This is a genomic window from Curvibacter sp. APW13 (assembly GCF_032337135.1).
Taxonomy (GTDB): Bacteria; Pseudomonadota; Gammaproteobacteria; order Burkholderiales; family Burkholderiaceae_C; genus Allorhodoferax.
The window spans coordinates 700,424-722,689 of the sequence record NZ_JAVXZZ010000002.1 but is presented as its reverse complement, the minus strand read 5'-3'; the positions used below and the strand labels follow the sequence as shown (position 1 = coordinate 722,689).

Below are 22,266 nucleotides of genomic sequence, written 5' to 3'. Positions count from 1 at the left end.
TGTTGTCGTTGTAATGGTTCAGCGCAGTTTTTCCATCAGCTGGTAGTACCACATGCCAACCGCCAGCAAGGGGTTGCCCAGCAGGTTACCAGCCGGCACGCGGATGTGCTTGAAGCGGGCGAAGGTGTCGAATTTTTCCATGCTGCCGGTGATGGCCTTGGCCATGATCTCGCCCATGATGTGGGTGGTGGCCACACCATGGCCCGAGTAGCCCTGGCAGTAGTACACGTTGCTGGAGAGCTTGCCCAGCATCGGCACGCGGTTCACCACGATACCCATGATGCAGCTCCACTGGTAGTCGATGGGAATCCCCTTGAGCGCCGGGAAAGTCGCCTCGATGGCGGGGCGCAGTTCGGCCGCGATGTCGCGCGACTCCTTGCCCGAGTAGTTGGCACCGCCCCCGAACAACAGGCGCTTGTCGGCGGTGAGGCGGTAGTAATCGAGCACGAAACGGGTGTCGTACACCGCCACGTCCTGCGGGTTCAGTGCCTTCACCTGTTCATCGGTCAGCGGCGCGGTTGTCACGATGCCGCCCGTGGCCGGGAACATCTGGCCGCCGAGCCGTCCCTGCTCCAGCTTGTGGTACGCATCGCCCGCCAGCAGTACGGACTTGGCATTGACGCGCCCCTGCGCCGTCACCAGCGCCGGGTGCTCGCCATGCACGATCTCCAGCACGGGTGAGTTCTCGTAAATCAGGGCGCCCAGACTGGCCGCGGCGCGGGCTTCGCCCAGGCACAGGTTCAACGGGTGCACATGCATGTTGCGCTTGTTGTGCAGGGCGCCAAAGTACAGCGGCGTGCCGAGCATGGCGTGCACCTGCTCCTTGTCCAGCAAGGCCACATCGTCGCCCATGCCACGCGCCACGGCCTCGTCGCGCCCGGCCTGCAATTCGGCTAGGTGGCTGGGCTGGAAGGCTGCGTGCAGATGGCCGTGCTTGAGATCACAGGCAATGCCGTACTTCTCGACCCGGCTCTTGATGATTTCATGCCCGCGCCAGCGCAGGTGCCATATGAAGTCTTCGGCGTCCACACCCACCTGGCCCTGCAACTGGGTGCGCATGGCGCCATCGCCCGACAGGCTGCCGGTGACCTGGCCACCATTGCGGCCCGAAGCACCCCACCCTACCTTGTTGGCCTCGACCACCGCAACCTTGAGGCCACGCTCGGCCAATTCCACCGCCGTGGCAATGCCGGTGAACCCGGCGCCGATGATGGCCACATCCACCTCCACCGTGCCTTGCAGCACCGGGTAGTTGCTTTCCTCGCGGATGGTGGCGGTGTAGTACGAAGGGGTGCGAGTAGCAGTCATGGGCACGCAGATGTGATCACAAAAGCATGTATTGTGGTCACGGATTTACGTGCATGAATGCACAAATGGGTGCTTTTACTTGCCATCCTTTGCAAGCATAAACACCCATGCGCCAGGACGATCTCTCACAAGCCCGTGCGCAGCGACCAGATTTCCGGGAACAGCACCACGTCGAGCATCTTGCGCAGGTAGCTCACGCCACCGGTGCCCCCAGTCCCACGCTTGAAGCCGATGACGCGCTCGACGGTGGTGACGTGGCGGAAACGCCAGAGGCGGAAGGCGTCTTCCAGGTCCGTCAGTTCTTCGCCCAATTGGTACAAGTCCCAGTGCTTGTCGGGGTTGCGGTAGACCTCCAACCAGGCTTGCTCGACGCCTTCACTGGCGGAGTAAGGCTGGGTCCAGTCACGTTCCAAGTGGCTCTGCGGCACGGCAATGCCACGCCGTGCCATCAGGCGCAGGGCTTCGTCGTACAGCGACGGGGCCTCGAACGCTGCCTGCACCAGGGCCAGTCGCTCGGGGCTGTGGGCGTGGGGTTGCAGCATGGTGCGGTTCTTGTTGCCCAATGAGAACTCGATGCATCGGTACTGGAAGCTCTGGAAGCCGCTGCTCTGTCCCAGGTAGGGGCGGATGGCGCTGTACTCGGGCGGTGTCATGGTTGCCAGCACATCCCAGGCGTGCACCAGCTGTTCCATGATCTTGGATACACGCGCCAGCATCTTGAAGGCTAGCGGCAGGTCATCGGCCGCAATGTGGCGCATCGCGCCGGTCAATTCGTGCAGCATCAGCTTCATCCAGAGCTCACTGGTCTGGTGCTGCACGATGAACAGCATCTCGTCGTGGGCGGGCGACAGGCATTTCTGCGCGTTCAGGATGGTGTCGATCTGCAGGTAGTCGCCATAGCTCATGTTCTTGCTGAAATCGAGCTGGGCCTTTTCCTGGGCGACGATGCTCTCGGGAGTCTGTGTCATGCGGTGTCTCTCTTTCTTGGGTCGAGTGGTTCGCTGCAGGCCGTAGCTGCAAGGCCGCGAAAGTAGCATCGGAAAATCCGGTGTGGTGTCGGTTATTTCCAACACCGCGGGTAAATCGGCAAGCGCGGATGTGCGGCACCAAAAGCAGGCACTAATGCGCAATACGGGCGAAAACCTGCATGCACCGCCGTTGCCCAAGGCGCCAAGCCTTCCTACGATGCAGGCCATGACCCACGCCGTCATCAATCGCCTGATCGCTCACTTCCAGCAGTCCCTGTCGGCGCTGGGTGCCTGCGCAAGCATGCAGGACGTGGAGCGCTTGGCCATGGTGGTGCACCGCTGCATGGGCGCGCCTTCGCGTGCCTACCACGACACGGCCCACGTCTTCGCGCTGTGCACCGGGGCCACCCCGATTCAAACCCTGGCGGCCTTGTTCCACGACACCGTCTACTGCCAGCTCGATGCCGGCCTACCCTCCGCGCTGCAGCCGGTTCTGGCCAAGGTCGTACGCGAGCACGATGGCCAGTTGCTGCTTGACGGGACGGACGCCACTACGGCGCACGACCCCGTACTGCGCATGGTGTGCGGGGTGTTTGGTTTCCGGACTGGGCAGGTACTGCCGGCCTACGGCGGCATGAACGAGTTCCTCAGTGCGGTAGCCGCCGCAAGGCTGCTCGCGCCCTTGCTGCCCATGCAGACGCTGCTGCACATCTGCACCTGCATCGAGGCCACGATTGCCTTTCGCACGGTGCCGCCCGAAACACCCCACGCGCTGGAGCAGCTCCACCAGCGCGTGCTGAGCCAGCTGCAGCTTGCCCCTGTCGGACTGGCCCCTGAAGCCGCCGAAGCCGCTGCACAGGCCATGCTCCTGGACGCCGTGGCGCTGGCCAACCGCGACGTCAGTGGTTTCGCCGAGGCCAACCCGGCGGTCTTCCTGTCGCAGACGTGGCTGCTGATCGAAGAGTCCAACAAACCACTCGCGTCTGTCGGCCTGTACACCCTGCGCGAATACCGTGGTGCCTTGCAGCGCATGGAAGCCTTCCTGTGCCAGTTGCACCCCACCAGCGTATTCCAGTCCTGGCACGCCACGCCGGACACACAGGCACTGGTGAGCATGACGGCGCTGGCTGCCAGCAACATTGGGTTTTCACTGCGCTACCTGCGCGCCAAGCTCATGGCCATGGCGGTTCTGGAAGCCTTCGCCCAACTGTCGGGGGGCGATGCACCCATCGCCATGCTGCTCGGCGATGTGTCCGAATACACGACCTCCGGCATGAGCCCACACCTCCGGGCCACGGGCCCGGTGGCCCTGGACATCGATGCGGCCTTGCATGACGTCCTGGCACACGGACGCTCAAGCAGCAGTCAGGCAGACCTCAGTGCCTCACCCACCACCGCGTTCCTGTACCAGGCCATCGGCGAGCAAGGCCTGGCACAGCGCTGGCCTGCGACCGTCCAATTTTTTGCCGACGCGCTGCGGCCCTGGGACTACCTGCAGCGTTGGCCTGCGGCAACGCTCCTGCCCTTGCTGAACCTCTGCATCGACAACGCGATCTCCAGACAGCAACCGTTGCTGGCGCTGCGCCAACGCCTGCAGGACGAGGCAACCTCGACACCGGCGCCAACGCACTGCGCTGCGTTGGCGGCTTAGGCCCCGCTCAGGAAAACCAGGCGCTGGCAGCCTGGGCCATGTTGCTGCGGCTGGCATGCCACATCTGCTCATGCCCCACCACGTGCACTCCGGCCGGTGCATGCTGCAGCGCCAGTGACACGGCATGCGCCACATGCGCCACGCGCAAGGGCTGTTGCGACTGCGGCACCATGTACGAAAACACCGACAGCACCAGGTCGCGCAAGCGCTCCATCCCGCGGGACGGCCGCGCTGAAGGCGGCGGCTTCTGGGCGCTGCGCACCCACACCAGACGCTCGAAACCCAAGGCGGAGACCGCCTGCTCATCGAGGTTGGCAAAGCCCTGCTGCAGGGCCAGGGGCATGTGGCCGCGGGTATGGGGCATGACCACCGCCACCGAACGCACACCGCAGCGTTTGAGCCACGCAGACAGCGCCAGCAGGGTCGTTGGCGACGGTACCCACAGCGCCCGCTCGCGCTCGTAGAACATGCGTGGCGGCTCGAACATCACCACGGCCACGTCGGCCCTTTGGGTTGGCCAGGCGGTCGGATCGTCCCCTGGGCAGACCGTGAGCGCCACCCGGGCTATGCCGGTACGCACGGGCTCGCGCGCCAGCACCTGTACCTGGCCGTAGCGCGCCGAACCCACCAGGCGGCGCAGCACTTCGTTGCCCAGCACACCTGTGGCACCAGCAATCAGCAAGGTCGGCGCCGGGGTGTTGGGTGCAACGTGGCGTTGCGCGCCTTGCAGTACATGCAGGGGTTGGGGCGGGTGGTGCATGGCTAGGCTCGGCAGACAGTGGGGACGCCATTATTTGCCAGAATACCGGCATGACTGTCCGCCCACGCCACTACTGGCTCATGAAATCCGAGCCCGAGGAATGTTCCATCGACGACGCGCTGGCCGCACCCGGTGCCACCGTGGCCTGGACTGGCGTGCGCAACTACCAGGCGCGCAACTTCATGCGCGATGCCATGCAGCCGGGCGACGGCGTACTGTTCTACCACTCGAGCTGCGCTGAACCTGGCGTGGTGGGCATCGCCCGGGTGGCCAGCGCAACACGCACCGACCCGACCCAGTTCGACCCGCAATCGCCCTACTACGACCCCAAGTCGTCGCCAGACCAGCCACGCTGGCTGCTTCTGGACGTGCAGGCGCTGCACAAGACTCGGGTTCTGTCGCTGGCCCAGATGCGCACCCACCCGACCCTGGCCGACATGGTGGTACTCCGCCGCGGCAACCGTCTTTCCATCACCCCGGTGACCACGACCGAGTGGCACACGATTCTTGAGCTATTGGACCTCCCCACATGAACTTTGCCGACACCCTGAAAACCCTGCCCACGGCCGACCACATTGCCGCCATCGAACTGCACGATGCCACCGGAACCACCGTGGCACGGCTCGAAAACAAGCCCGGTTCAGCGGGCTCGGTACGTGTCTACGCCGCACTGACGGCCGAATTCGGCAGCATCAGCCCCGAAGCTGCCCAGCGCGGCCTGGCGCTGTACTGCGAACACACCGACGATGCCCGCCAGCACCCCGGCAAGCACCCGAATATCGACCGGCTGCTGGCGTTGACGAACGGTGGCGAACCGCTGCAGGCACGCCTTCTGCCTCAGATTGAAGCCTGAATGTGCCAATAGCCCGCACAAAAACTGCGTAAACCGCTCCTCTTTCCATAGCGACGCAAAACGTCAGCGAAGCAAGGCCAGGGCCACCCTGTCGTTGACGTTGGCCTGCGCCAGCAGCGCCACCCCAGCGTTTTGCAGGATCTTGGCCTTGGTCGCATTGGCGTATTCCACGGCCACATCGGCATCGCGTATGCGACTGTTGGCCTGGTCAGTCGCCACCCGTGCCTGCTCCAGCGTTTCGGCCGCAAACTGCAGACGGTTGAGCGAGGCCCCGAAATAGCCACGGTGGTTGCTGACGATATCCAATGCCGCATCGGCCACCCGAATGGCCACACCGGCACCATCGGCGGTGCGCAGGCTGACCGAGTTGTAGAGCAGGTAGGAGGCCGCCGGAGACCCCGCCGTCAGGCCCGCGTGGTCAGGCGCCGTGCCACCGATGGTGAACGGCAACTCGGACACCAGCTTGACGGTGCCGCGGTAGGTGGTGGTCCCGGCACCGCCTGCAAGCCCCCCACTGGCGGCGGCCGCGCCCGACTGCACCAGACTGATGTTGCGCCCATCGCTGGAGGACAGCGACAGCGCCGCACCGGAAACGGTGGCCCCAACGCCCGTGCTGGTGACTTTCGCATTGATCGCAGCAGCCATTTCGCTGAGCGTGATGGTCCCGTCCGACGCTGCGCCCGTCAGGCTCAGCGCCGTGCCATTCACGCTCATCTGGTAGTCCGGCGCTGAAACGGTTCCCACCGGTGTGCCATTGCTCGAACTGCCGACCAGTCCGGGAATCTGCCCGGGCGTGGTAGCGAAATTGCTGCTGATCTGCACGCTGAGGCTGGTGCCGTCGGCCTTCGCCATCTGCGCCGTTCCCAGCGCCACAGATCCAGTGTAGCTGTAGGCCCCTGCACTGCCCGATGCAAATGCACCCAGCGCCACGTCGATCTCCGCCGCGCTGACCGTGGCGCCGGCTTCAGCCGCCTTGGTGAAAGCCGTGGTGCCGTCCACCGTCAGCGTGAAGGGGGTGGTTCCCGGGACCGCTGCAACAGCGTTGTTGAAGGTGCCCGTGAACCCCGGCAATACGCCCGGCGTACCCGAATAGTTGGAAGTGATGCCCACCACCATGGGCGTCGCGGCTGCCTTTTCAAGCCGAGCGGTCCGGTCCGAGAAGCTGCCGGTAAAGGTATAGGCACCCGCGCTGGCCGTGGCGAACGTGGCAAACGCCGTGTCGAGTTCGGACGTGCTGACTGACTGCCCCACGCCGCCGCTTTTGGTGAAAACGGTACTGCCATCCACCTGCAGCGTGAAGGGGTCGGGCTGCGCTGCGAAGGTATTTCCCGTAGCGGACTCGTCGAAGGCGGCCGCCCCGAACGCGGCCTGGCCAAACCCTGCGCCGGGGTTGCTGCTGGCCCCCGAAGTCGTCACGGCGCTGATCTGCAGATCGGTTCCGCCGACTTTCTGGAATACCAGATCCCCGCCGGCCACGGTACCTGTGAAGGTGATACCCAGTGCTGACAAGGCACCTGCTTTGGTAGCCAGAGCAGCATCCATGTCCGCCGCAGTGACCGTTGACGAGGTCGGGTCGATGACCGATACGGAATCCACCGAAAACTGGAACTGCCAGCTCAGGTCGCCGGGCGGAACCACATCATCGAAGGTGCCGGACGGGCCGGTGGTGGTAGTGCCGCCACCATCCGAGGCCGCAGCGACGTACGCTCCACTCATGGTGGCATGGATAGGCACCGCGGCCACGCCATCGGACACTGCGGCCACATATGCACCGGTCTGCGTCAGCGTGGTGGGTGTGGCCACGGCGGCGGCCACACCGGTGACCGCAGTGAATGCCACGCCGCTGACGGCATTGGAGGCGCTGGCACCGTAGGAGGGGTTGAGCCCGTTGATGGCCGCGGCGATGTGGGCGGCGTCCCCCTGGGAACCGGCCAAGGCCCCATCAATCCGAAGATCGCCCGACACGAAGCTCGACTCCACACCGCTGCCTGTGGCATCGTAGGTTGGCGGGCCCAGCTTGCCGCCGACCAGCCCCAGGGCCAGGATGGTGGCAGCACGGTCAAACTGCAGCGCAAACGTATCGCCAGGATTGGGTCCCACTTGCAGCATGACCGGGCCAAGCGTTCCGGTCAGCAGCGGCAGGCGGTTGAATTGGGCAGCGCGGGCAACCCGACCGACTTCGGTGATCAGGTCCTTTGCTTCCGCATCCAAGGCAAGGCGGTCGTTGTCGGATTGGCTGCCGTTGGCTGCCTGCAGCGCCAGTTCGCGAATCCGCTGGATCATGGTGGTCTGGCGTGACAAGGCACTTTCTGCTGTCTCCACCATCGACATGCCCTGCAGGGTGTCCCTGCGCCCGACCTCCAGCCCGCGCGACTGCGCCGTCAGACTGGTGCTGATCTTCAATCCCGCGGGGTCGTCCTGGGCCCGGTTGATGCGCAGACCCGAACTCAGACGCTCGAGCGAGCGCACGAGCTCGTTCGAACTCTTCTGAAGCGATCGCATCAGGATCGACGGGGTCACCACACTCTTGATCGAAAAAGCCATGACCTTTGCAACAAATGCGCACCAACACACATCGCGCCATTTCAGGCGCCCCAATTCAGGCAAAAGAATGCCGTCACGTTCACTTTCGGCCACTTCTTGAGTTTCTTGAGAACTTTTTTTCAACAACCGCCAAAAGCCTTCTGGACCACTCCGTGACTGCGCAATTGGTCCGGTGCCAAGCAGCGCTGCAAAACGACAATCGCGGGATCACCCGCAATGAACACCCTCCCCACCCAACAATCCGCTCCCCCGCAGCCGACAGACTGGCGCTCCATCACGGCCCTGAATGCGACCTCCACCCTGGCGCAGGTCGGTCAGTTTGGCGTTCCCTTCATCGTGTTGCCGGTTTGGCTGAGCCAACAGGGCGCCACCCCTGGGCAGTTGGCGCTTTACGCCGCGGCGCTGTGGGCAGGCCACTTGCCCGGCTTGGCAATGGCACCCCAGCTATGCCTGCGCTGGGGGCCACGCCGCGTGATCCTGGCAGCGCTGCTGTGTTCGCTGATGGCTCTGACCCTCATTGCCCTCGGCGCTCCTGCCGTGCAGGTTGGCGCCGGCTTCCTTGCGGGGCTGGGCATGGGCCTGCGCTGGATCGCACTGGAGCCCTGGCTGTACCACATCGCACCGGACCACGCACGCGGCCGGCTGGTGGGCTTCCATGAAACCCTGATCGGCCTGGCGCCGATCGTGGCGCCAGCGCTTTGCGGCTGGTGGGGTGTCAGTGGCATGGTGCCGTTTGGGCTGGCGGCCGGGTTCATCGTCCTGGCCATCGTGCCCTTGCTGGTTGCGCGCCCCGACCCACTGGCCTACCGCGCTCCCGAAATCACCGGTGAAGTGCGTGCGCGACGACGCCACGAAGCTGTGTTTATTGCTGGTGTGGGCGTGGCCCTGATCGGCGGCATGTCGGAATCCGCCTTTGCGGGTCTGTTTCCGCTCTACACCGAAGGGCGTGCAATGGACGTGAGCCAGACCACCACCCTGCTGACCCTGTTTGGCGTGGGCGGCGTAGCCCTGCAGTACCCATTGAGCTGGCTGGCCGACCACCGCGGGCTGCGTGTGGCAGCCTACGCCTGTGCAGGGGGCGTCATCACCAGCGCTGCACTGCTGTCCTGCAGCCTGCCCTGGTGGGCGCTGCAGGTGGCGGTGTTCCTGCTGGGGGGATTCATCACCGCCTACCTCACGCTGGCCCTCATCGCCAGTGCGCTGACCCGCGCGGGCTCCCTGGCCAGCAACGCCAGCGCCTTGTCCATCACCTACACGGCAAGCGCCGTCGTAGGCCCGCTCGGCGCAGGTGCTGCCATCCAACGGTCCGGAGGTGATGCCTTGATGTGGAGCCTGTGCGGCGTGGCGCTGCTTCTCGTGGGCTGGCTGCTGTGGCTGCCAGCCGCGAAGCCCCGTACCGACCACTGATTCAGGCCAGAGCCCTCAAATATATTGCCTATACCGCTATGTTTTCAATAGCAACCAAGCAACGAGCCTGACCCGCATCATTCCCAGTAGCCGGGATCGGGGAGTTCGTTGAATACCTTGCGCAACTGCTCGGCCCACTTGTCGCGAATGGACGCGAAGTACGGATCGCGGCTGTCGATGGTCTTCTGGCGCGTCACACGTCGGCTGTCACGCTCGTAGCACAGCAAATCGAGCGGCAAGCCCACCGACAGGTTGGACTTGATGGTCGAGTCCATCGAGATGAGGCAGCACTTGGCCACCTCGTCGAGGCTGAGCTTTCCGCCGATCACGCGGTCCAGGATGGGCTTTCCGTATTTGGACTCGCCGATCTGGAAATACGGCGTCTCTTCAGTCGCCTCGATGAAGTTGCCGGCGGAGTAGATGTTGAACAACCGGGGCTCTTCGGCACCGACTTGCCCCCCGAAGATGATGTTCACATTGAATTCGATGCCGAACTCCTTGAGCGAAGTGGCGTCGCGCTCGTACACCTTGCGGACCATGTCGCCCACCAACTTGGCAGCGGAAAACATGTTGGGAGCATTCTTCAGGCTCTTTTCCGCGTCATTTTCCATCTGCACCCGCAACCCGCTCGCAATCGACTGGCTGATCGCCAGGTTCCCGGCCGTCATCAGCACCATCACGCGATCACCCGGCACTTCGAAGACATGCATCTTGCGAAACACGCTTATCTGGTCGACACCGGCATTGGTGCGGGAATCCGACAGGAAGACGAGCCCGTTAGGGCTGCGAACGGCAACACAGTAAGTCATTCAGCAATCCAGCAAAACGTGATCATCGGCAAGGCCGCCACTTGGCGCCTGTGCCGGTTGGAGCGTATGCGCAGTGTAGTGCTGCCTATTGGTCAGCGCCAGCGCCACCCTCTTGCACGTTCACATGCACCGAGAGCTGTTCGCCGCTGCCCCCCATGTGGATGCCCCGCACCGGGCTCGCGTCGTTGTAGTCGCGGCCGACGGCAAGGCGACACAGTTCCGGGCCAGCCAGCCGCTGGTGCGTCACGTCCAACCCCACCCAGGCTCCCCGGCCAACATGGGCGCCAGCCAGCCAGACTTCGGCCCAGGCATGGGAAGCTGCGTGCGATGCATCGGTGCGCAAATAACCGCTGACATAGCGCGCAGGCAGACCGACCGAACGGCAGCAGGCCAGCAACACGTGGGTCATGTCCTGGCACACCCCCTTGCCCTTCTCGATGGCATGGATGGCACTGTCCCCCACCGATGTCACGCCTTGCGTGTACTCGATGCGCTCGGCAATGCGGGCCATGAGCGGCATGAATGCCTCACCCGAGTCCAGTGCCCTGCTGTCCACCCCTTGCAAACCGGTGCGCGCCAACTCAGCAATGGCGGCATTGGCCTCGGTGAAAGACGTCGGCAGCGCAAAGGCCAGCGGCGGCACACTGGTGTCGTGGGCCATCAACGCACCGGGCTCGTCCACCGTATCGACCTCACCCACTGCCACCACCTTGATTTCCTGGTGCGGCTCGGTCAGCGAACTCACCATGGCAGTGTTGCCGAAGGCATCGGTCTGCATCCAGCGCCTACCGGGCGCCTCGATGCGCCAGTGACGCACCCGCTGGCCACTGTCGGCCCGCGGCCACAGGCGCATGGTCTGCAGGCTGTAGGACACCGGCGCGGCGTAACGGTACAAAGTTTCGTGGCGAATGCTGAGCAACATATGCGGTCCTTGCGGTCAGGCCATGGGCAAGAGGAAGTCCTGGGCGATCCGGTTTCCCAGGTCGCTCGTGATGTTCAGGAAACGGGTCAGCATGTCGTGCAGGCCCCGCTCCGAGATGTCCTCGATGCGGCTGTAGCGCAGCCGCGAATACAGGGCGCCGGCCAGCCGCAGCGTTTCCTGCGAACGCGAATTGGCGATCAGCGTGAGGATGTGGTGCACTTCCTTCATGCAGGCATGCAGCGAGCGCGGCATGTCTTCACGCAGGATCAGCAGTTCGGCCACCCGCTGCGGCGTGATCGCATCGCGGTAGACCTTGCGGTAGATCTCGAAGGCCGATACCGAGCGCAGCAAGGCGCTCCACTCGTAGTACTCGGCGCTGGCACTGCTTTGGGGGGCCAGCTCGTCGAACTTCACGTCCAGCAGGCGCGCGGTGTTGTCGGCGCGCTCCAGAAAAGTCCCGAGGCGGGCGAAGTGAAAGGCCTCGTCCTGCAGCATGGTGCCCACCGTCACACCGCGTGAGAGGTGGGAGCGGAACTTCACCCACTCGAAGAACTTGGTGAGTTCGCTGCCCTGTACGCTGCCGTGCAGGTGGTTCTGCACCGATTCGCGGGCATCGAGCCAGGTCGTGTTGATGGTTTCCCAGACTTCGGAGGTGACGGTTCCGCGCACCGCATGGCAATTCTCCCGCGCGGCGCGCAGGCACGACAGGATGGACGAGGGGTTGCCCAGGTCCAGCGTCATGAACCGCAGCACGTTCGGCCCGGTGATGACGCCGTATTGCGCGCGGTAGGCCTCCTCCAGCCCGTTGATGCCCAGGGCAGCCCCCCAGTAGCCAGCCTGGGTCCCCGGAGTCTGCAGCGACATGCGGTAGCTCACCTCCAGCATGCGGGCAATGTTTTCTGCCCGCTCGGTGTAGCGGGACATCCAGTACAAATGGTCGGCGGTACGCGACAGCATGCTTATTCCTCCAGAACCCAGGTATCTTTGGTACCGCCACCCTGCGATGAGTTCACCACCAGGGAGCCTGCCTTCAGGGCCACACGGGTCAGGCCCCCTGGCGCCATGCGGACCTCACGCCCCGACAGCACGAAGGGGCGCAGGTCGATGTGCCGCGGGGCAATGCCGGACTCGACAAAGGTCGGACAGGCCGACAGGGCCAGCGTGGGCTGGGCGATGTACTTGTCCGGGTTCGCCTTGACCCGCTCGCGAAAGGCGCTGATTTCGGCCTGGGTCGAGGCCGGGCCCACCAGCATGCCGTAGCCACCGGCCCCGTGCGTCTCCTTGACCACCAGCTGCTCCATGTTCGCCAGCACGTAGCTCAGCTCGTCGGGCTTGCGGCACTGGTAGGTCGGCACGTTGGAGAGGATCGGCTCCTCGCTCAGGTAGAAGCGGATCATGTCCGGTACGTACGGGTAGATGGACTTGTCGTCAGCCACCCCGGTGCCGATGGCGTTGGCCAGCGTCACGCGCCCTGCGCGGTACACCGAGAGCAGCCCGGCCACGCCGAGCGCCGAGTCGGACCGGAAGGCCAACGGGTCGAGAAAGTCGTCATCGATGCGGCGGTAGACCACGTCGACACGGCGCGGGCCCTGAGTGGTACGCATGAACAGCGTCTCATCGTGGACGAACATGTCCTTGCCCTCCACCAGCTCCACCCCGAGCTGCTGGGCCAGGAACGCGTGTTCGAAATAGGCACTGTTGTAGGCGCCGGGCGTGAGCACCACCACGGTCGGGTCGTCCACCCCGGCGGGCGCCGCCTGGCGCAAGGTGTCGAGCAGCAGGTCCGGGTAATGGTCTACCGGGCGCACCTTGTAGCGCCCAAACAGTTCCGGAAACAGCCGCATCATCATGCGGCGGTCTTCCAGCATGTAGCTCACGCCCGAGGGCACCCGCAGGTTGTCTTCCAGTACGTAATAGGCCGCTTCCTGGCCCGGCAAGCTGGCCCGCACGATGTCGATGCCCGCGATGTGGGCATAGATGTCGTTGCGCACCGCCACGCCCTGCATCTCGGGGCGGTACTGGGCATTGCAGAACACCTGCTCAGCCGGCACCAGACCGGCGTTGACGATGCGCTGGGCACCGTAGATGTCGTGGATGAAGGCGTTGAGCGCATTGACCCGTTGGCACAGGCCGCGTTCGAGCAGGGCCCACTCCGAAGCTGGAATGATGCGCGGAACGATGTCGAACGGAATGAGGCGCTCCTTGCCCGCATCCTCGCCATAGACCGCGAACGTGATGCCATAGCGGTGGAACGCAGAGTCGGCCTCGGATCGCTTCTGCGCGATGTGTGAGGGAGGCATCAGCGACAGCCAGTCTTGAAACGGTGCGTAGTGTGCGCGGGTGCCCCCATTTGGGGCATGCATTTCGTCGAAGATGTTTTTCATGGTGCACGCCAGAGTTGCCTGCACCAGTCAAGCAAGTCACGTGCCGACTTTTTTGGTGCAGGCGTCAACGTGGCACCCACACGTCATCGGCCCGCTTTCGCACAGGCGACTACCGGATATCCCCCGCTCCCTTAGCATCGGCTGCCATGCCACACCGCCTCCTCCCCCTGCTGCGGCGCATTGCTGCAGACCCCCTCACCCACTTTCTGGCCTTGGGCCTGGTGATCTTTGGGGCTTACGCCTGGACCCACCCCCAGTCCGGACGCGAGCAAGACATCGTGATCGGCGAGGCCGAGATGGCGCGCCTTCGCACCGACGCCACGACCCAATGGGGCCGCGAGCCCGATGCCCAGCAGATGCAGGGGCTGGTGGACGCGTTGCTGCGCGAGGAGGTCCTGGTTCGCGAGGCCCTGGCACTGGGCCTGGACCGCGACGACACCGTGGTGCGCCGACGCCTGGCGCAGAAGATGGAGTTTCTGGCGCAGCAGGACGTACGTACTCCCGACGAAGCAGACATCCAGGCGTGGTACCAGGCCCACCCCTCGAACTACCAGACACCGGCACGCGTAGTCATGGAACAACGCTACTTCTCCGGCCCCACCGCCCTACAACGCGCTTCTGCAGCGGTGCAGGCCCTGCGCAGGGGCAGCGATGTGAAGGGCGAGCGCTTCATGTTGGCGGGGGCCCCAGTGGCCCAGGATCGCACAACCCTGGCTCGCGACTACGGAGAGTCCTTTGCAGAAGCAGTATGGAACCTGCCCCTGCAGCAATGGTCTGAGCCCCTGGCTTCGCCGCACGGCGTTCACCTGGTGCGTCTGCTGGAACGCCACGAAGCCCGACCTGCCCCGCTCAACAGTGTGCACGACACCGTGGCCGCCGACCTGCTGAACCAGCGCATTGCCCGCGCCCGCGAAGACGCCTACCAAGCCGCGCTGGCAAAGTACCGCGTGACGCTCCCCACTGCCATGGAGGCCCCCGTCTCCACTTCTGTGCGCCCCCAGCCATGACGCGAGCCTTGCACTGGCTGGGGTGCGTCCTGCTGTGGTTCGGCCTGGCGCATGGCGTGGCGGCGCACGAAGCACTTCCGGCTTCGATGATCCTGCGCGAGCAGGCACCCGGGCTGTGGAACCTGGCCTGGCGTGTTCCCGAGGTACAGGGCGCGCCGCTGGAGGTAAGGCCCCTGCTGCCCGCCAGTTGCATACGCACGGGGGCAACCACGCAGTACCAGGCACCCGGCGCGCGCCTGTGGAAATGGACTGTGCGCTGCGGCGACTCTTTTCCCTACGCCGAGCCGCTGGCCTTCGATGGTCTGGAGCTGGCCGGCATCGACGTGCTGGTGCGAGCGCAATGGGTCAGCGGCCACAGCGAAACACGCATTGCCCGCGCCAAAGCGCCTGGGGTGAGCTTTGCAGAAACAGAACACCCCGCCCTGGCGACAAGCGCCTACTTCGGTCTGGGGGTGGAACACATACTCAGCGGCACGGACCATCTGCTCTTTGTGCTGTGCCTGATGCTGCTGGTTCCTGGCTACTGGCCCCTGCTCAAGACCATCACCGCCTTCACGCTGGCACACAGCCTCACACTGGCACTGGCGGCGCTGCAGTGGATCCATGTGCCGCAGCCCCCGATCGAAGCCCTGATCGCGCTCTCCATCCTGTTCCTCGCGCGTGAAATCGCCCAACGGCATCGCCACGCCGGCCCCTCTGCGCCCGGCGAGGCCACGCGCTATTGGCTGGTGGCGTTCGCGTTTGGCCTGTTGCATGGGTTCGGGTTTGCCGGTGCCTTGAGCGAGGTCGGGCTACCGCAGGAGGCCATCGCGCCCGCCCTGCTGCTGTTCAATCTGGGGGTGGAAGCAGGCCAAGTGCTCTTCATTCTGCTGTGCTGGCCTTTACTGCGCCTGGCGTCTCGTTTGGGACAAGTCCACCGGCGCGCTGCCACTATCCTGCCGGTCTACGCCGTGGGTTCCATAGCCGGGTTCTGGTTCCTACAGCGCTTGGTTCCGGTTCTGGGCCTGGGAAGTTGAGAACGACTACAAGCGAGACAAGGAATGATCAGGAAACTCTTGAAATGGTTGGCCGCCTTGCTGGGTATCGCCGTGCTGGGCGTGGCGGGGTTTCTCGTCTTTGCGCAGCGGGCACCCGACCTGGTGCTGTCTGCCTCGAAATCCCTGGCACCGGACAGTTCCGAGGCTCCCGCACCCAACCCCTTGCGCAACGCCTACTTTGGTGAACTGCACTCCCACACCAGCTACTCGCTCGACGCCAAGGTCTTCGGTAATGAGTTGGGGCCGCGCGATGCCTACCGCTTTGCCAAGGGCGAAACCGTGCCCCTGGGCAACACAGGGCTACAGCGTCGCATCGACCAGCCACTGGATTTTGCGGCCGTGACCGACCACGCCGAGGGCATGGGCCTGCTGTCGCAGTGCCACACCCCCGGCAGTGGTGTGTACTGGACCATGGACTGCATCGGTGTGCGCTACCGCATCCTGCTGATGTTTCCACGCTTGTTCAAGTTTGCAACCCAGAGCGGCGCACAGGGCGCCACCTACCACCCCAATACCTGCGGCGACAAGGGTGCCGATTGCATCCGCGCTGCACGCAGCGTCTGGGAAGACAACCAGAACGCCGCCAACGAGCATTACCAGCCGGGCAAGTTCACCACCTTCATCGGCTTCGAATACAGCCCCACCCTGGCCCGTGGGGGCATGCTCCATCGCAACGTCATCTTCCGCGGCGCCAATGTCCCTCCGGGGGTGTTCGGCTCCATTGACGGGTTTGTCGAAGACCTGATGCGCTGGCTCGACACCCAGTGCACCGGCACTTGCCAGGCCATGGCGATACCCCACAACCCCAACTTCTCCTGGGGACTGATGTTCGGCGACACGAATTCGAATGCCTCCCCAGTGACGAGGGAAAGCCTGCAACTGCGGGCCAAGTACGAGCGCCTCGTTGAAGTGTTTCAGGCCAAGGGCAGTTCCGAATGCATGGTCGGTGTGGGCAGCACCGATGAAGAGTGCGCGTTTGAAAACCTCTTCCCGGCCTGCTCCGCGGCAGAAGCCGCCATCGATCCGAAAACAGGCATACATGCGCCACAGTGCGTGTCGGAAAACGACATGGTGCGCAACGTACTCAAGCGCGGACTCGCCGCAGAAAGGACGCTGGGCTTCAACCCCTACAAGTTCGGCTTCGTCGGGGGCACCGACAACCACAATGGTCTGCCTGGTGATACGGATGAAACGACCTTCCAAGGACACGCCGCACCCAATGATGCCTCCCCCGAGCTGCGCTTGGGCATCAAACAGACGCTGGTATCCAAATCACTGGGGCTGCGTCCCGGCGGCATCAACCCCGGCGGACTGACCGGCGTCTGGGCCGAACAGAACACCCGGGAAAGTATCTGGGACGGCCTGAAGCGGCGCGAGTCCTGGGGCACCAGTGGCACCCGTATCCGGGCCCGTTTCTTTGCTGGCTATGACCTGCCCGCCAATCTGCACCAGCAAGCGGACCTGGTCACGGTGGGCTATGCCCGCGGTGTCCCCATGGGTGGGGACCTTCAGGCAGCACCGGCTGGCAAGTCACCGCGATTCGTGGCCTGGGCCACGCGCGACGCCCACTCGGCCCCGCTGCAGAAGCTTCAGGTGGTCAAGGGCTGGGTCGAAGGCGACACCACCAGGGAGCAGGTCTACGACGTTGCCTGCTCCAATGGCCTGCGCCCGGACCCCAAAACGCACCGCTGCCCAGACAACGGCGCCACGGTGAACCTAAAGGACTGCAGCATCTCGCAGGACAGGGGCGCTCCCGAGCTCGCCACTACCTGGACCGACCCCGACTTCCGCCCCGGCGTTTCGGCCTTCTACTACTTGCGTGTGCTGGAAAACCCGGTCTGCCGCTTCAGCCAGCGCGACGCACTGGCCTTGGGCATCCCGCTCCCCGAAGGCATCGCGGCCACCGTTCGCGAGCGCGCCTGGACTTCACCGATCTGGTACACACCGCACTGACATTGGCATGATTCAATGGTACGGGCTGCACAGGCAGCCGGTTTTTCTTTCCAGCGTGCCTTTGTCGCGCACCCCAGCACTCGTGACATCGAATCGGGTGCTCCCCATTGCCCGCCGCAACGAAATCTCAAATTTCCGTTGCCGGGGCAACATTGCCAGAGCAATCCCCCTGCGGGAGGGCATCCGAATACGCCCCCGCTCTCAGACGCCTTTGGAACGGACCACGGCGGGGGGAACGTATCGACCGCTGAGCACGTCCGCCTGTGGCTGGTACATGCGCAGGATGACCCAGAACGCCCCCTGCCCTGTAGGTAACCAGTTGCTGGCCAAAGCCTCAGCCGGGCGCCCCTGCTGGAGGTAGATCGTGAGGCCCCCATCGGCGTCGTGCTGCAGACCGGGTGTTCGGTCTCCAATCGCATAGCGTCCGATCGGATTCTCCTTGAGCTGGTTGTCTGGCAGGCTGTAGACGGTTACGGACCAAAATGCATCCACAGGGGGGAGGCTTTGTGCATCGAAATGCAGCCGATATCTGTGGGAGCCGCTGAGCGGGTTGCTATCACTGTCGATGAACGTCGGCAGGTACACCGCTTCCTCGGGCGCATTGCCGCCATACCCCACCATGCTGATGGTGGAGGCCAACAGGCGGTTTTCCCCGTAGCGTCCAACCGGCGTGCCCATGACCCAGCCATTGCGCAGCGTGCGCAGATCGCGATCACTGGCCAGCACGCGGCGGTATCCGGTTTCCACCGCCTTGCGCAGGCCGCGACGCTGCGCTTCTGTCAATGCGCCAGGATCAAAACGCAGGCCCGGACCAATGTTCAGACGTTTACCCATGCCCAGGACCTCACGATCCTGCTCCCGCACGCCCCCAAACGCCCAGGCGCGGTTCATGATGGAGTACGCGTCCAGCGATTGCCACACAGGGTCGGATACACGGCCGTTTCCTGGCGGCCCCTCTTCGCCCGGTTCGGGGTAATGCGCCTTGTCGTTGAGTGGTTGCAGCCTCAGGCGCTTGAGTTCCGCAACCACCTTGGCCACGTCTTCCGGCACCTCCGGCTGCACCACCATGCGTGCCTGGAGAAACACCCCCGTCGTGCTCGCTTCGATGGCGGGAACCCCTTTGGGTAGCGCGCCGTGCCACCCCGGCGGAACATAGGCATAGACACCGGGTTTGCTCTTGACCCGGCTACCGATATACGAAAAGGTGTTGAGCGCCCAATCCGTCGCCTGGATGGTCCAGTAGCGGTCTAACAAGGGGGGAACCGTCACCAGCACCGGTCCCTGGCGCAGGTCGAGCCAGGCCAGTCCGTACACGGTGTCATTGTTGGGCGTGAAGTCGATTGCAGAACCGGGTTCGGCCAACCGGGGATAGACGTTGAAGGTATTGAGTGGCGCATGCAGCGGCGAACGTCGATCGGTGTCCTTCTCCATCAGGACCTGTGAGCGCGCATAGACCACGCCCATGATGTAGAGCTGGTAGCCGATGGAAAATGCATCCGCCTCAGCGAGGTCGTCCGGCAACGGCCCGAAGTTCTGCTGCAATCGGTAGTTCTTGTAGGCTTGAATTCCAAGGTAGCCACCGGCAATCACCGCAAGAACCACGAGCAACGTTGCGAGAATCGCCCGGCGGTGTGCAAGGATCCCATGGGCGCGGTGCGCCTTGCGCGAACCAGTCATAGCCACTCCTCGGGGGTCGAAAACAGCGTGTCACACCCTGCCATTGCAGGAGACGCCCATGCCACGAAAAGTGGGAGAACCTGTTCCGCAAAAAATCCAGCGCTCGCAGTTCGTGCCTGCAAGAACCGCGGGTTGTATCCGGGCTTGTCAGAGTCCGATCCATTGAGCAATTCCCCTGCAGACTGTGCACCACGCAGCAGCAACGAGGCAACCACCACGGCGCCAAAGAGGCGTTGGTACGCGCAAGCGCCGGAAATGGCGTCGCGTGAGGTGCCTTGACTCTGCGCCAGCATCCAATCCGTAGCGGTGCGCAGGCAATCGGTCGCGTGCGCAAGCGCCCTCCCCGATGCAGACAGAACATCACCACTTTGCTGCGCCGCTGCCGCCTGCGCGCTGAGCCGCTCCAGCAGCTGGCGCACCGGTTCGGCATCGTTGCGTGCCAACTTCCGCGCAACCAGGTCTTGTGCCTGGATGCCATTGGTGCCCTCGAAAATGGACATGATGCGGATGTCACGGTAATGCTGGGCTACACCAGTGTCCTCCACGAAGCCACTGCCACCATGGAGCTGGATGGCCAGGGAGGTCACTTCGCTACCCACCTCGGTGCACCAGGACTTGGCCACCGGGGTCAGCAAGTCTGCCAACGCCTGGTAGTGCTGCCGCTCGGACGGGCTCGGGGCATGACTGGCCATGTCGAAGCAACCTGCCAGGAAGTAGCACAGGGCGCGCATGCCATCGATGTGGCAGCGCATGGTCATGAGCATGCGGCGCACGTCCGGATGGTGCACGATGGGTGCTCCGCGTGCCGCGCCTGGCGGCACGCCTTGCACGCGCAGCCGGGTGTAGGCACAGGCCGCCTGGTAGGCGCGCTCTGCGATGCCCATGGCGCCCAGTGCCGTAGCGAGCCGATTGCTGTTCATCATGGTGAACATGATGCGCATGCCATCCCCTTCCTTGCCGATGAGATACCCCACGGCCCCACCGGCGTCGCCCAACTGCATCATGCAGGTGGGGCTGGCTCGAAAGCCCATGTTCCGTTCCACCTTGGCGCAATGGATGTCGTTGCGAACGCCCGGGCTACCCTGGGCATCGGGCAGGAACTTGGGCACGATGAAGCAGCTGATGCCAGCGGTTCCGGCGGGGGCATTGGGCGTACGGGCAAGCACCAGGTGGACGATGTTGGGGGTCAGGTCGTGATCGGCCCAGCTGATGAAGCGTTTGCTTCCGAACAGACGGTAACTGCCATCTGCCTGCAAGACCGCCTTGGTGCGCAGCGCGCCCAGGTCCGACCCGGCTTCGGGCTCGCTGAGATCCATGGCCCCAGCCCATTCGCCACTGCGCAGCTTGGGTACATACTGTGCCTGCTGTTCGGGCGAAGCGTGCAGCTCCAGCAATTCGATTGCACCCGCGATCAGGCCGGTGAGCATCGAAAAGCTGCCATTGCTGGAGGCCATCAGTTCAATGCCCACTGCATGGACCATCCAGGGGATGCCGGGCTCCTGCGGCGAAGGGTGGCGCGGCAACACGTTCCAGCCACCCTCCATGGTCTGCCGATAGACGTCGGCAAAGGGCGGATAGACCACCACCCTGCCTTGTTCCAGGAACGCCCCCGCGCGGTCGGCGGGCTGGTTGGTGGGTGCCCATACGTCGGCAAAGAAGCGCCCGGCACTAGCGAGCCATCGGCGGGTGGTGTCCGCATTCCACACTTCAAAACCGGGAACCTGGGTCAGGCGGGAGAAGTCAGCGACATGTTCCAGCGCGAACCGGAGGTGGTCTAAGGGGGCGATGTAGTCGTTCATAGCGGTTCCCATGGTGATGGGCCCATCCTAGAACCAGGGATCCATGCAGACAAATGAAGTCTGCTCATGGAACGCCATGAATCACATGAATGACCATTGAGGCATTCCGGCGAGTGCCTGCCGATACGGCAGGCGCCAGCGTTGTCACCAGTCAGGCTTTGGCCAGCGCGCGTCCGTTTTCGGACAAGGCAAACATTTCATCCCGCATCCAGCGGTGCACACGGTCGTCATCGCGCACCCGATGCCAATACAGGTAGACCTGGATCGGCGCAATCGGAATGGGGGTGTCGAACACGCGCAAGGGCATCAGGGCGGCCAATTCTTCCGCGTAACGGCGTGGCATGGTCAGCAACAGGTCGCTCTGTGCCACCACCCGGCAAGCCGAGAGGTAGTGGGCACAACGCAACACCACATGGCGACTCGCCCCGCTCTCTGCCAGGATGCTGTCGATCGGGTCGCGCCCCTCCAGGTGCGTCACCACCGCGTGCCGCGCGCGCAGGTACTCTTTCGACCCGATACGCTGTTGCTGTTGCGGAAACCGCTCGGTCGCCGCCACGATGGCGACCTGCTCGTGCCCCATGTGCACGCAGCGCAAGTCGGGCGAGGCGGCAAAGCGCCGGTCCATGACGAAATCGAGGCCGCCATTGGCCAGCTCCCGTTCAAAATTTTCCCGTGCAACCTCGCGGCACACGACGCGAACGTCAGGCGCCACCTGGTGCAGCCGCCCCATGAGCACCGGCAGGGCCGTGGCCTCGGCCACATCGCGCAGCGCAATGCGGAACTCCGTCTGCAACGCCGCCGGTTCGAAGTCCCCTGCGGCGTGGATGGAACCGAACAAGCCCTGCAGATGCCCGCGGATGTCGGCCATGACGCTGCGGGTGAGGTCTGTGGGCACCATGCGGTTGCCGCTGCGCACGAACAGGGGGTCGTTGAACACCTCCCGCAACCTGCGCAGGGCGTGGCTGATGGCGGGTTGGGTCAGGTGCAGCACACGCGCCGCACCCGAAATGCCGTCATGGGTGTAGATCGCGTCCAGCACCCTGAACAGGTTCAGGTCCAGGCGCGGATCAAAGGCGTAGTTCGAGCCGGACTGCGGGGTGTGGGTCGGGCGCCGGGGCATCTTGTTCGGACCATGGAGGTGTGGATGGATCAGACCCGACGATACCATCCACCACGCCGCCCCCAAA

Annotated in this window: 18 protein-coding genes; 7 read left to right on the top strand and 11 right to left on the bottom strand. The window is 64.3% G+C overall.

Features of this window, described 5'->3' with window-relative positions; translation table 11 throughout:
• Window positions 1-18: 18 nt before the first annotated feature.
• Together RQP54_RS11620 and kynA are read right to left on the bottom strand one after the other, a co-directional pair.
• Window positions 19-1,308, bottom strand: coding sequence for an FAD-binding oxidoreductase (locus RQP54_RS11620; RefSeq protein WP_315678462.1), 1,290 nt, complete (start codon window positions 1,306-1,308; stop codon window positions 19-21).
• A 125-nt stretch (window positions 1,309-1,433) separates the two neighbouring features.
• Window positions 1,434-2,276 carry a tryptophan 2,3-dioxygenase gene (gene kynA, locus RQP54_RS11615; protein ID WP_315678461.1) on the bottom strand — a complete coding sequence of 281 codons (843 nt, stop codon included), beginning with the start codon at window positions 2,274-2,276 and terminating at the stop codon, window positions 1,434-1,436.
• Between the two features lie 226 nt (window positions 2,277-2,502).
• Between kynA and RQP54_RS11610 the strand changes: the two genes are divergently transcribed.
• Window positions 2,503-3,927 carry a hypothetical protein gene (locus RQP54_RS11610; RefSeq protein WP_315678460.1) on the top strand — a complete coding sequence of 475 codons (1,425 nt, stop codon included), beginning with the start codon at window positions 2,503-2,505 and terminating at the stop codon, window positions 3,925-3,927.
• Window positions 3,928-3,934: 7 nt separating this feature from the next.
• On the opposite strand, the gene RQP54_RS11605 is transcribed toward RQP54_RS11610, so the two are convergent.
• Window positions 3,935-4,687, bottom strand: a complete 753-nt coding sequence (locus RQP54_RS11605) for a hypothetical protein (protein ID WP_315678459.1) — start codon at window positions 4,685-4,687, stop codon at window positions 3,935-3,937.
• A 50-nt stretch (window positions 4,688-4,737) separates the two neighbouring features.
• Here RQP54_RS11605 and RQP54_RS11600 point away from each other — a divergent pair, with 50 nt between their 5' ends.
• Together RQP54_RS11600 and RQP54_RS11595 are read left to right on the top strand one after the other, a co-directional pair.
• Window positions 4,738-5,220 carry an EVE domain-containing protein gene (locus tag RQP54_RS11600; protein WP_315678458.1) on the top strand — a complete coding sequence of 161 codons (483 nt, stop codon included), beginning with the start codon at window positions 4,738-4,740 and terminating at the stop codon, window positions 5,218-5,220.
• Window positions 5,217-5,540, top strand: coding sequence for a DUF2322 family protein (locus RQP54_RS11595; protein ID WP_315678457.1), 324 nt, complete (start codon window positions 5,217-5,219; stop codon window positions 5,538-5,540). The genes RQP54_RS11600 and RQP54_RS11595 overlap by 4 nt, the downstream gene beginning before the upstream one ends.
• Before the next feature lie 63 nt (window positions 5,541-5,603).
• On the opposite strand, the gene RQP54_RS11590 is transcribed toward RQP54_RS11595, so the two are convergent.
• Entirely contained in the window at window positions 5,604-8,084 is a 2,481-nt protein-coding gene (locus tag RQP54_RS11590) for a flagellin (protein WP_315678456.1), read from the bottom strand.
• 216 nt (window positions 8,085-8,300) lie between these two features.
• Between RQP54_RS11590 and RQP54_RS11585 the strand changes: the two genes are divergently transcribed.
• Window positions 8,301-9,491 (top strand): MFS transporter, encoded by a 1,191-nt coding sequence (locus tag RQP54_RS11585; protein ID WP_315678455.1) that lies wholly within the window; start codon window positions 8,301-8,303, stop codon window positions 9,489-9,491.
• Between the two features lie 77 nt (window positions 9,492-9,568).
• Here RQP54_RS11585 and RQP54_RS11580 read toward each other — a convergent pair whose 3' ends face one another.
• The 4 genes from RQP54_RS11580 to RQP54_RS11565 form a co-directional block, all read right to left on the bottom strand.
• Complete coding sequence (locus RQP54_RS11580) at window positions 9,569-10,300, bottom strand: peptidase (RefSeq protein ID WP_409997560.1); 732 nt, start codon at window positions 10,298-10,300, stop codon at window positions 9,569-9,571.
• A gap of 85 nt (window positions 10,301-10,385) precedes the next feature.
• A complete protein-coding gene (locus RQP54_RS11575) occupies window positions 10,386-11,222 on the bottom strand; it encodes a transglutaminase family protein (protein WP_315678454.1) in 837 nt (278 codons plus the stop codon).
• 15 nt (window positions 11,223-11,237) lie between these two features.
• Window positions 11,238-12,179 carry an alpha-E domain-containing protein gene (locus RQP54_RS11570; protein ID WP_315678453.1) on the bottom strand — a complete coding sequence of 314 codons (942 nt, stop codon included), beginning with the start codon at window positions 12,177-12,179 and terminating at the stop codon, window positions 11,238-11,240.
• 2 nt (window positions 12,180-12,181) lie between these two features.
• A complete protein-coding gene (locus RQP54_RS11565) occupies window positions 12,182-13,606 on the bottom strand; it encodes a circularly permuted type 2 ATP-grasp protein (RefSeq protein ID WP_315678452.1) in 1,425 nt (474 codons plus the stop codon).
• Window positions 13,607-13,752: 146 nt separating this feature from the next.
• On the opposite strand from RQP54_RS11565, the gene RQP54_RS11560 reads away from it, so the two are divergent.
• From RQP54_RS11560 to RQP54_RS11550, 3 genes are read left to right on the top strand one after another with little or no spacing between them, the layout of a single operon-like run.
• The gene (locus tag RQP54_RS11560) at window positions 13,753-14,613 is read left to right on the top strand and encodes a peptidylprolyl isomerase (RefSeq protein ID WP_315678451.1); all 861 of its coding nucleotides are present in this window, start codon (window positions 13,753-13,755) and stop codon (window positions 14,611-14,613) included.
• Window positions 14,610-15,629 (top strand): HupE/UreJ family protein, encoded by a 1,020-nt coding sequence (locus RQP54_RS11555; protein WP_315678450.1) that lies wholly within the window; start codon window positions 14,610-14,612, stop codon window positions 15,627-15,629. The genes RQP54_RS11560 and RQP54_RS11555 overlap by 4 nt, the downstream gene beginning before the upstream one ends.
• Before the next feature lie 39 nt (window positions 15,630-15,668).
• Window positions 15,669-17,603: a DUF3604 domain-containing protein gene (locus RQP54_RS11550; protein WP_315678448.1), complete on the top strand. Its 1,935-nt coding sequence runs from the start codon at window positions 15,669-15,671 to the stop codon at window positions 17,601-17,603.
• 201 nt (window positions 17,604-17,804) lie between these two features.
• On the opposite strand, the gene RQP54_RS11545 is transcribed toward RQP54_RS11550, so the two are convergent.
• The 3 genes from RQP54_RS11545 to RQP54_RS11535 all read right to left on the bottom strand — a co-directional run bounded on the left by RQP54_RS11545 (window position 17,805) and on the right by RQP54_RS11535 (window position 22,199).
• Window positions 17,805-19,280, bottom strand: coding sequence for a DUF1254 domain-containing protein (locus tag RQP54_RS11545; RefSeq protein ID WP_315678447.1), 1,476 nt, complete (start codon window positions 19,278-19,280; stop codon window positions 17,805-17,807).
• A complete protein-coding gene (locus tag RQP54_RS11540) occupies window positions 19,277-21,079 on the bottom strand; it encodes an acyl-CoA dehydrogenase (protein ID WP_315678446.1) in 1,803 nt (600 codons plus the stop codon). The genes RQP54_RS11545 and RQP54_RS11540 overlap by 4 nt, the downstream gene beginning before the upstream one ends.
• Window positions 21,080-21,230: 151 nt before the next feature.
• On the bottom strand, window positions 21,231-22,199 hold the full coding sequence (locus RQP54_RS11535) for a LysR family transcriptional regulator (protein WP_315678444.1): 969 nt from the start codon (window positions 22,197-22,199) through the stop codon (window positions 21,231-21,233).
• Between the last annotated feature and the right edge of the window lie 67 nt (window positions 22,200-22,266).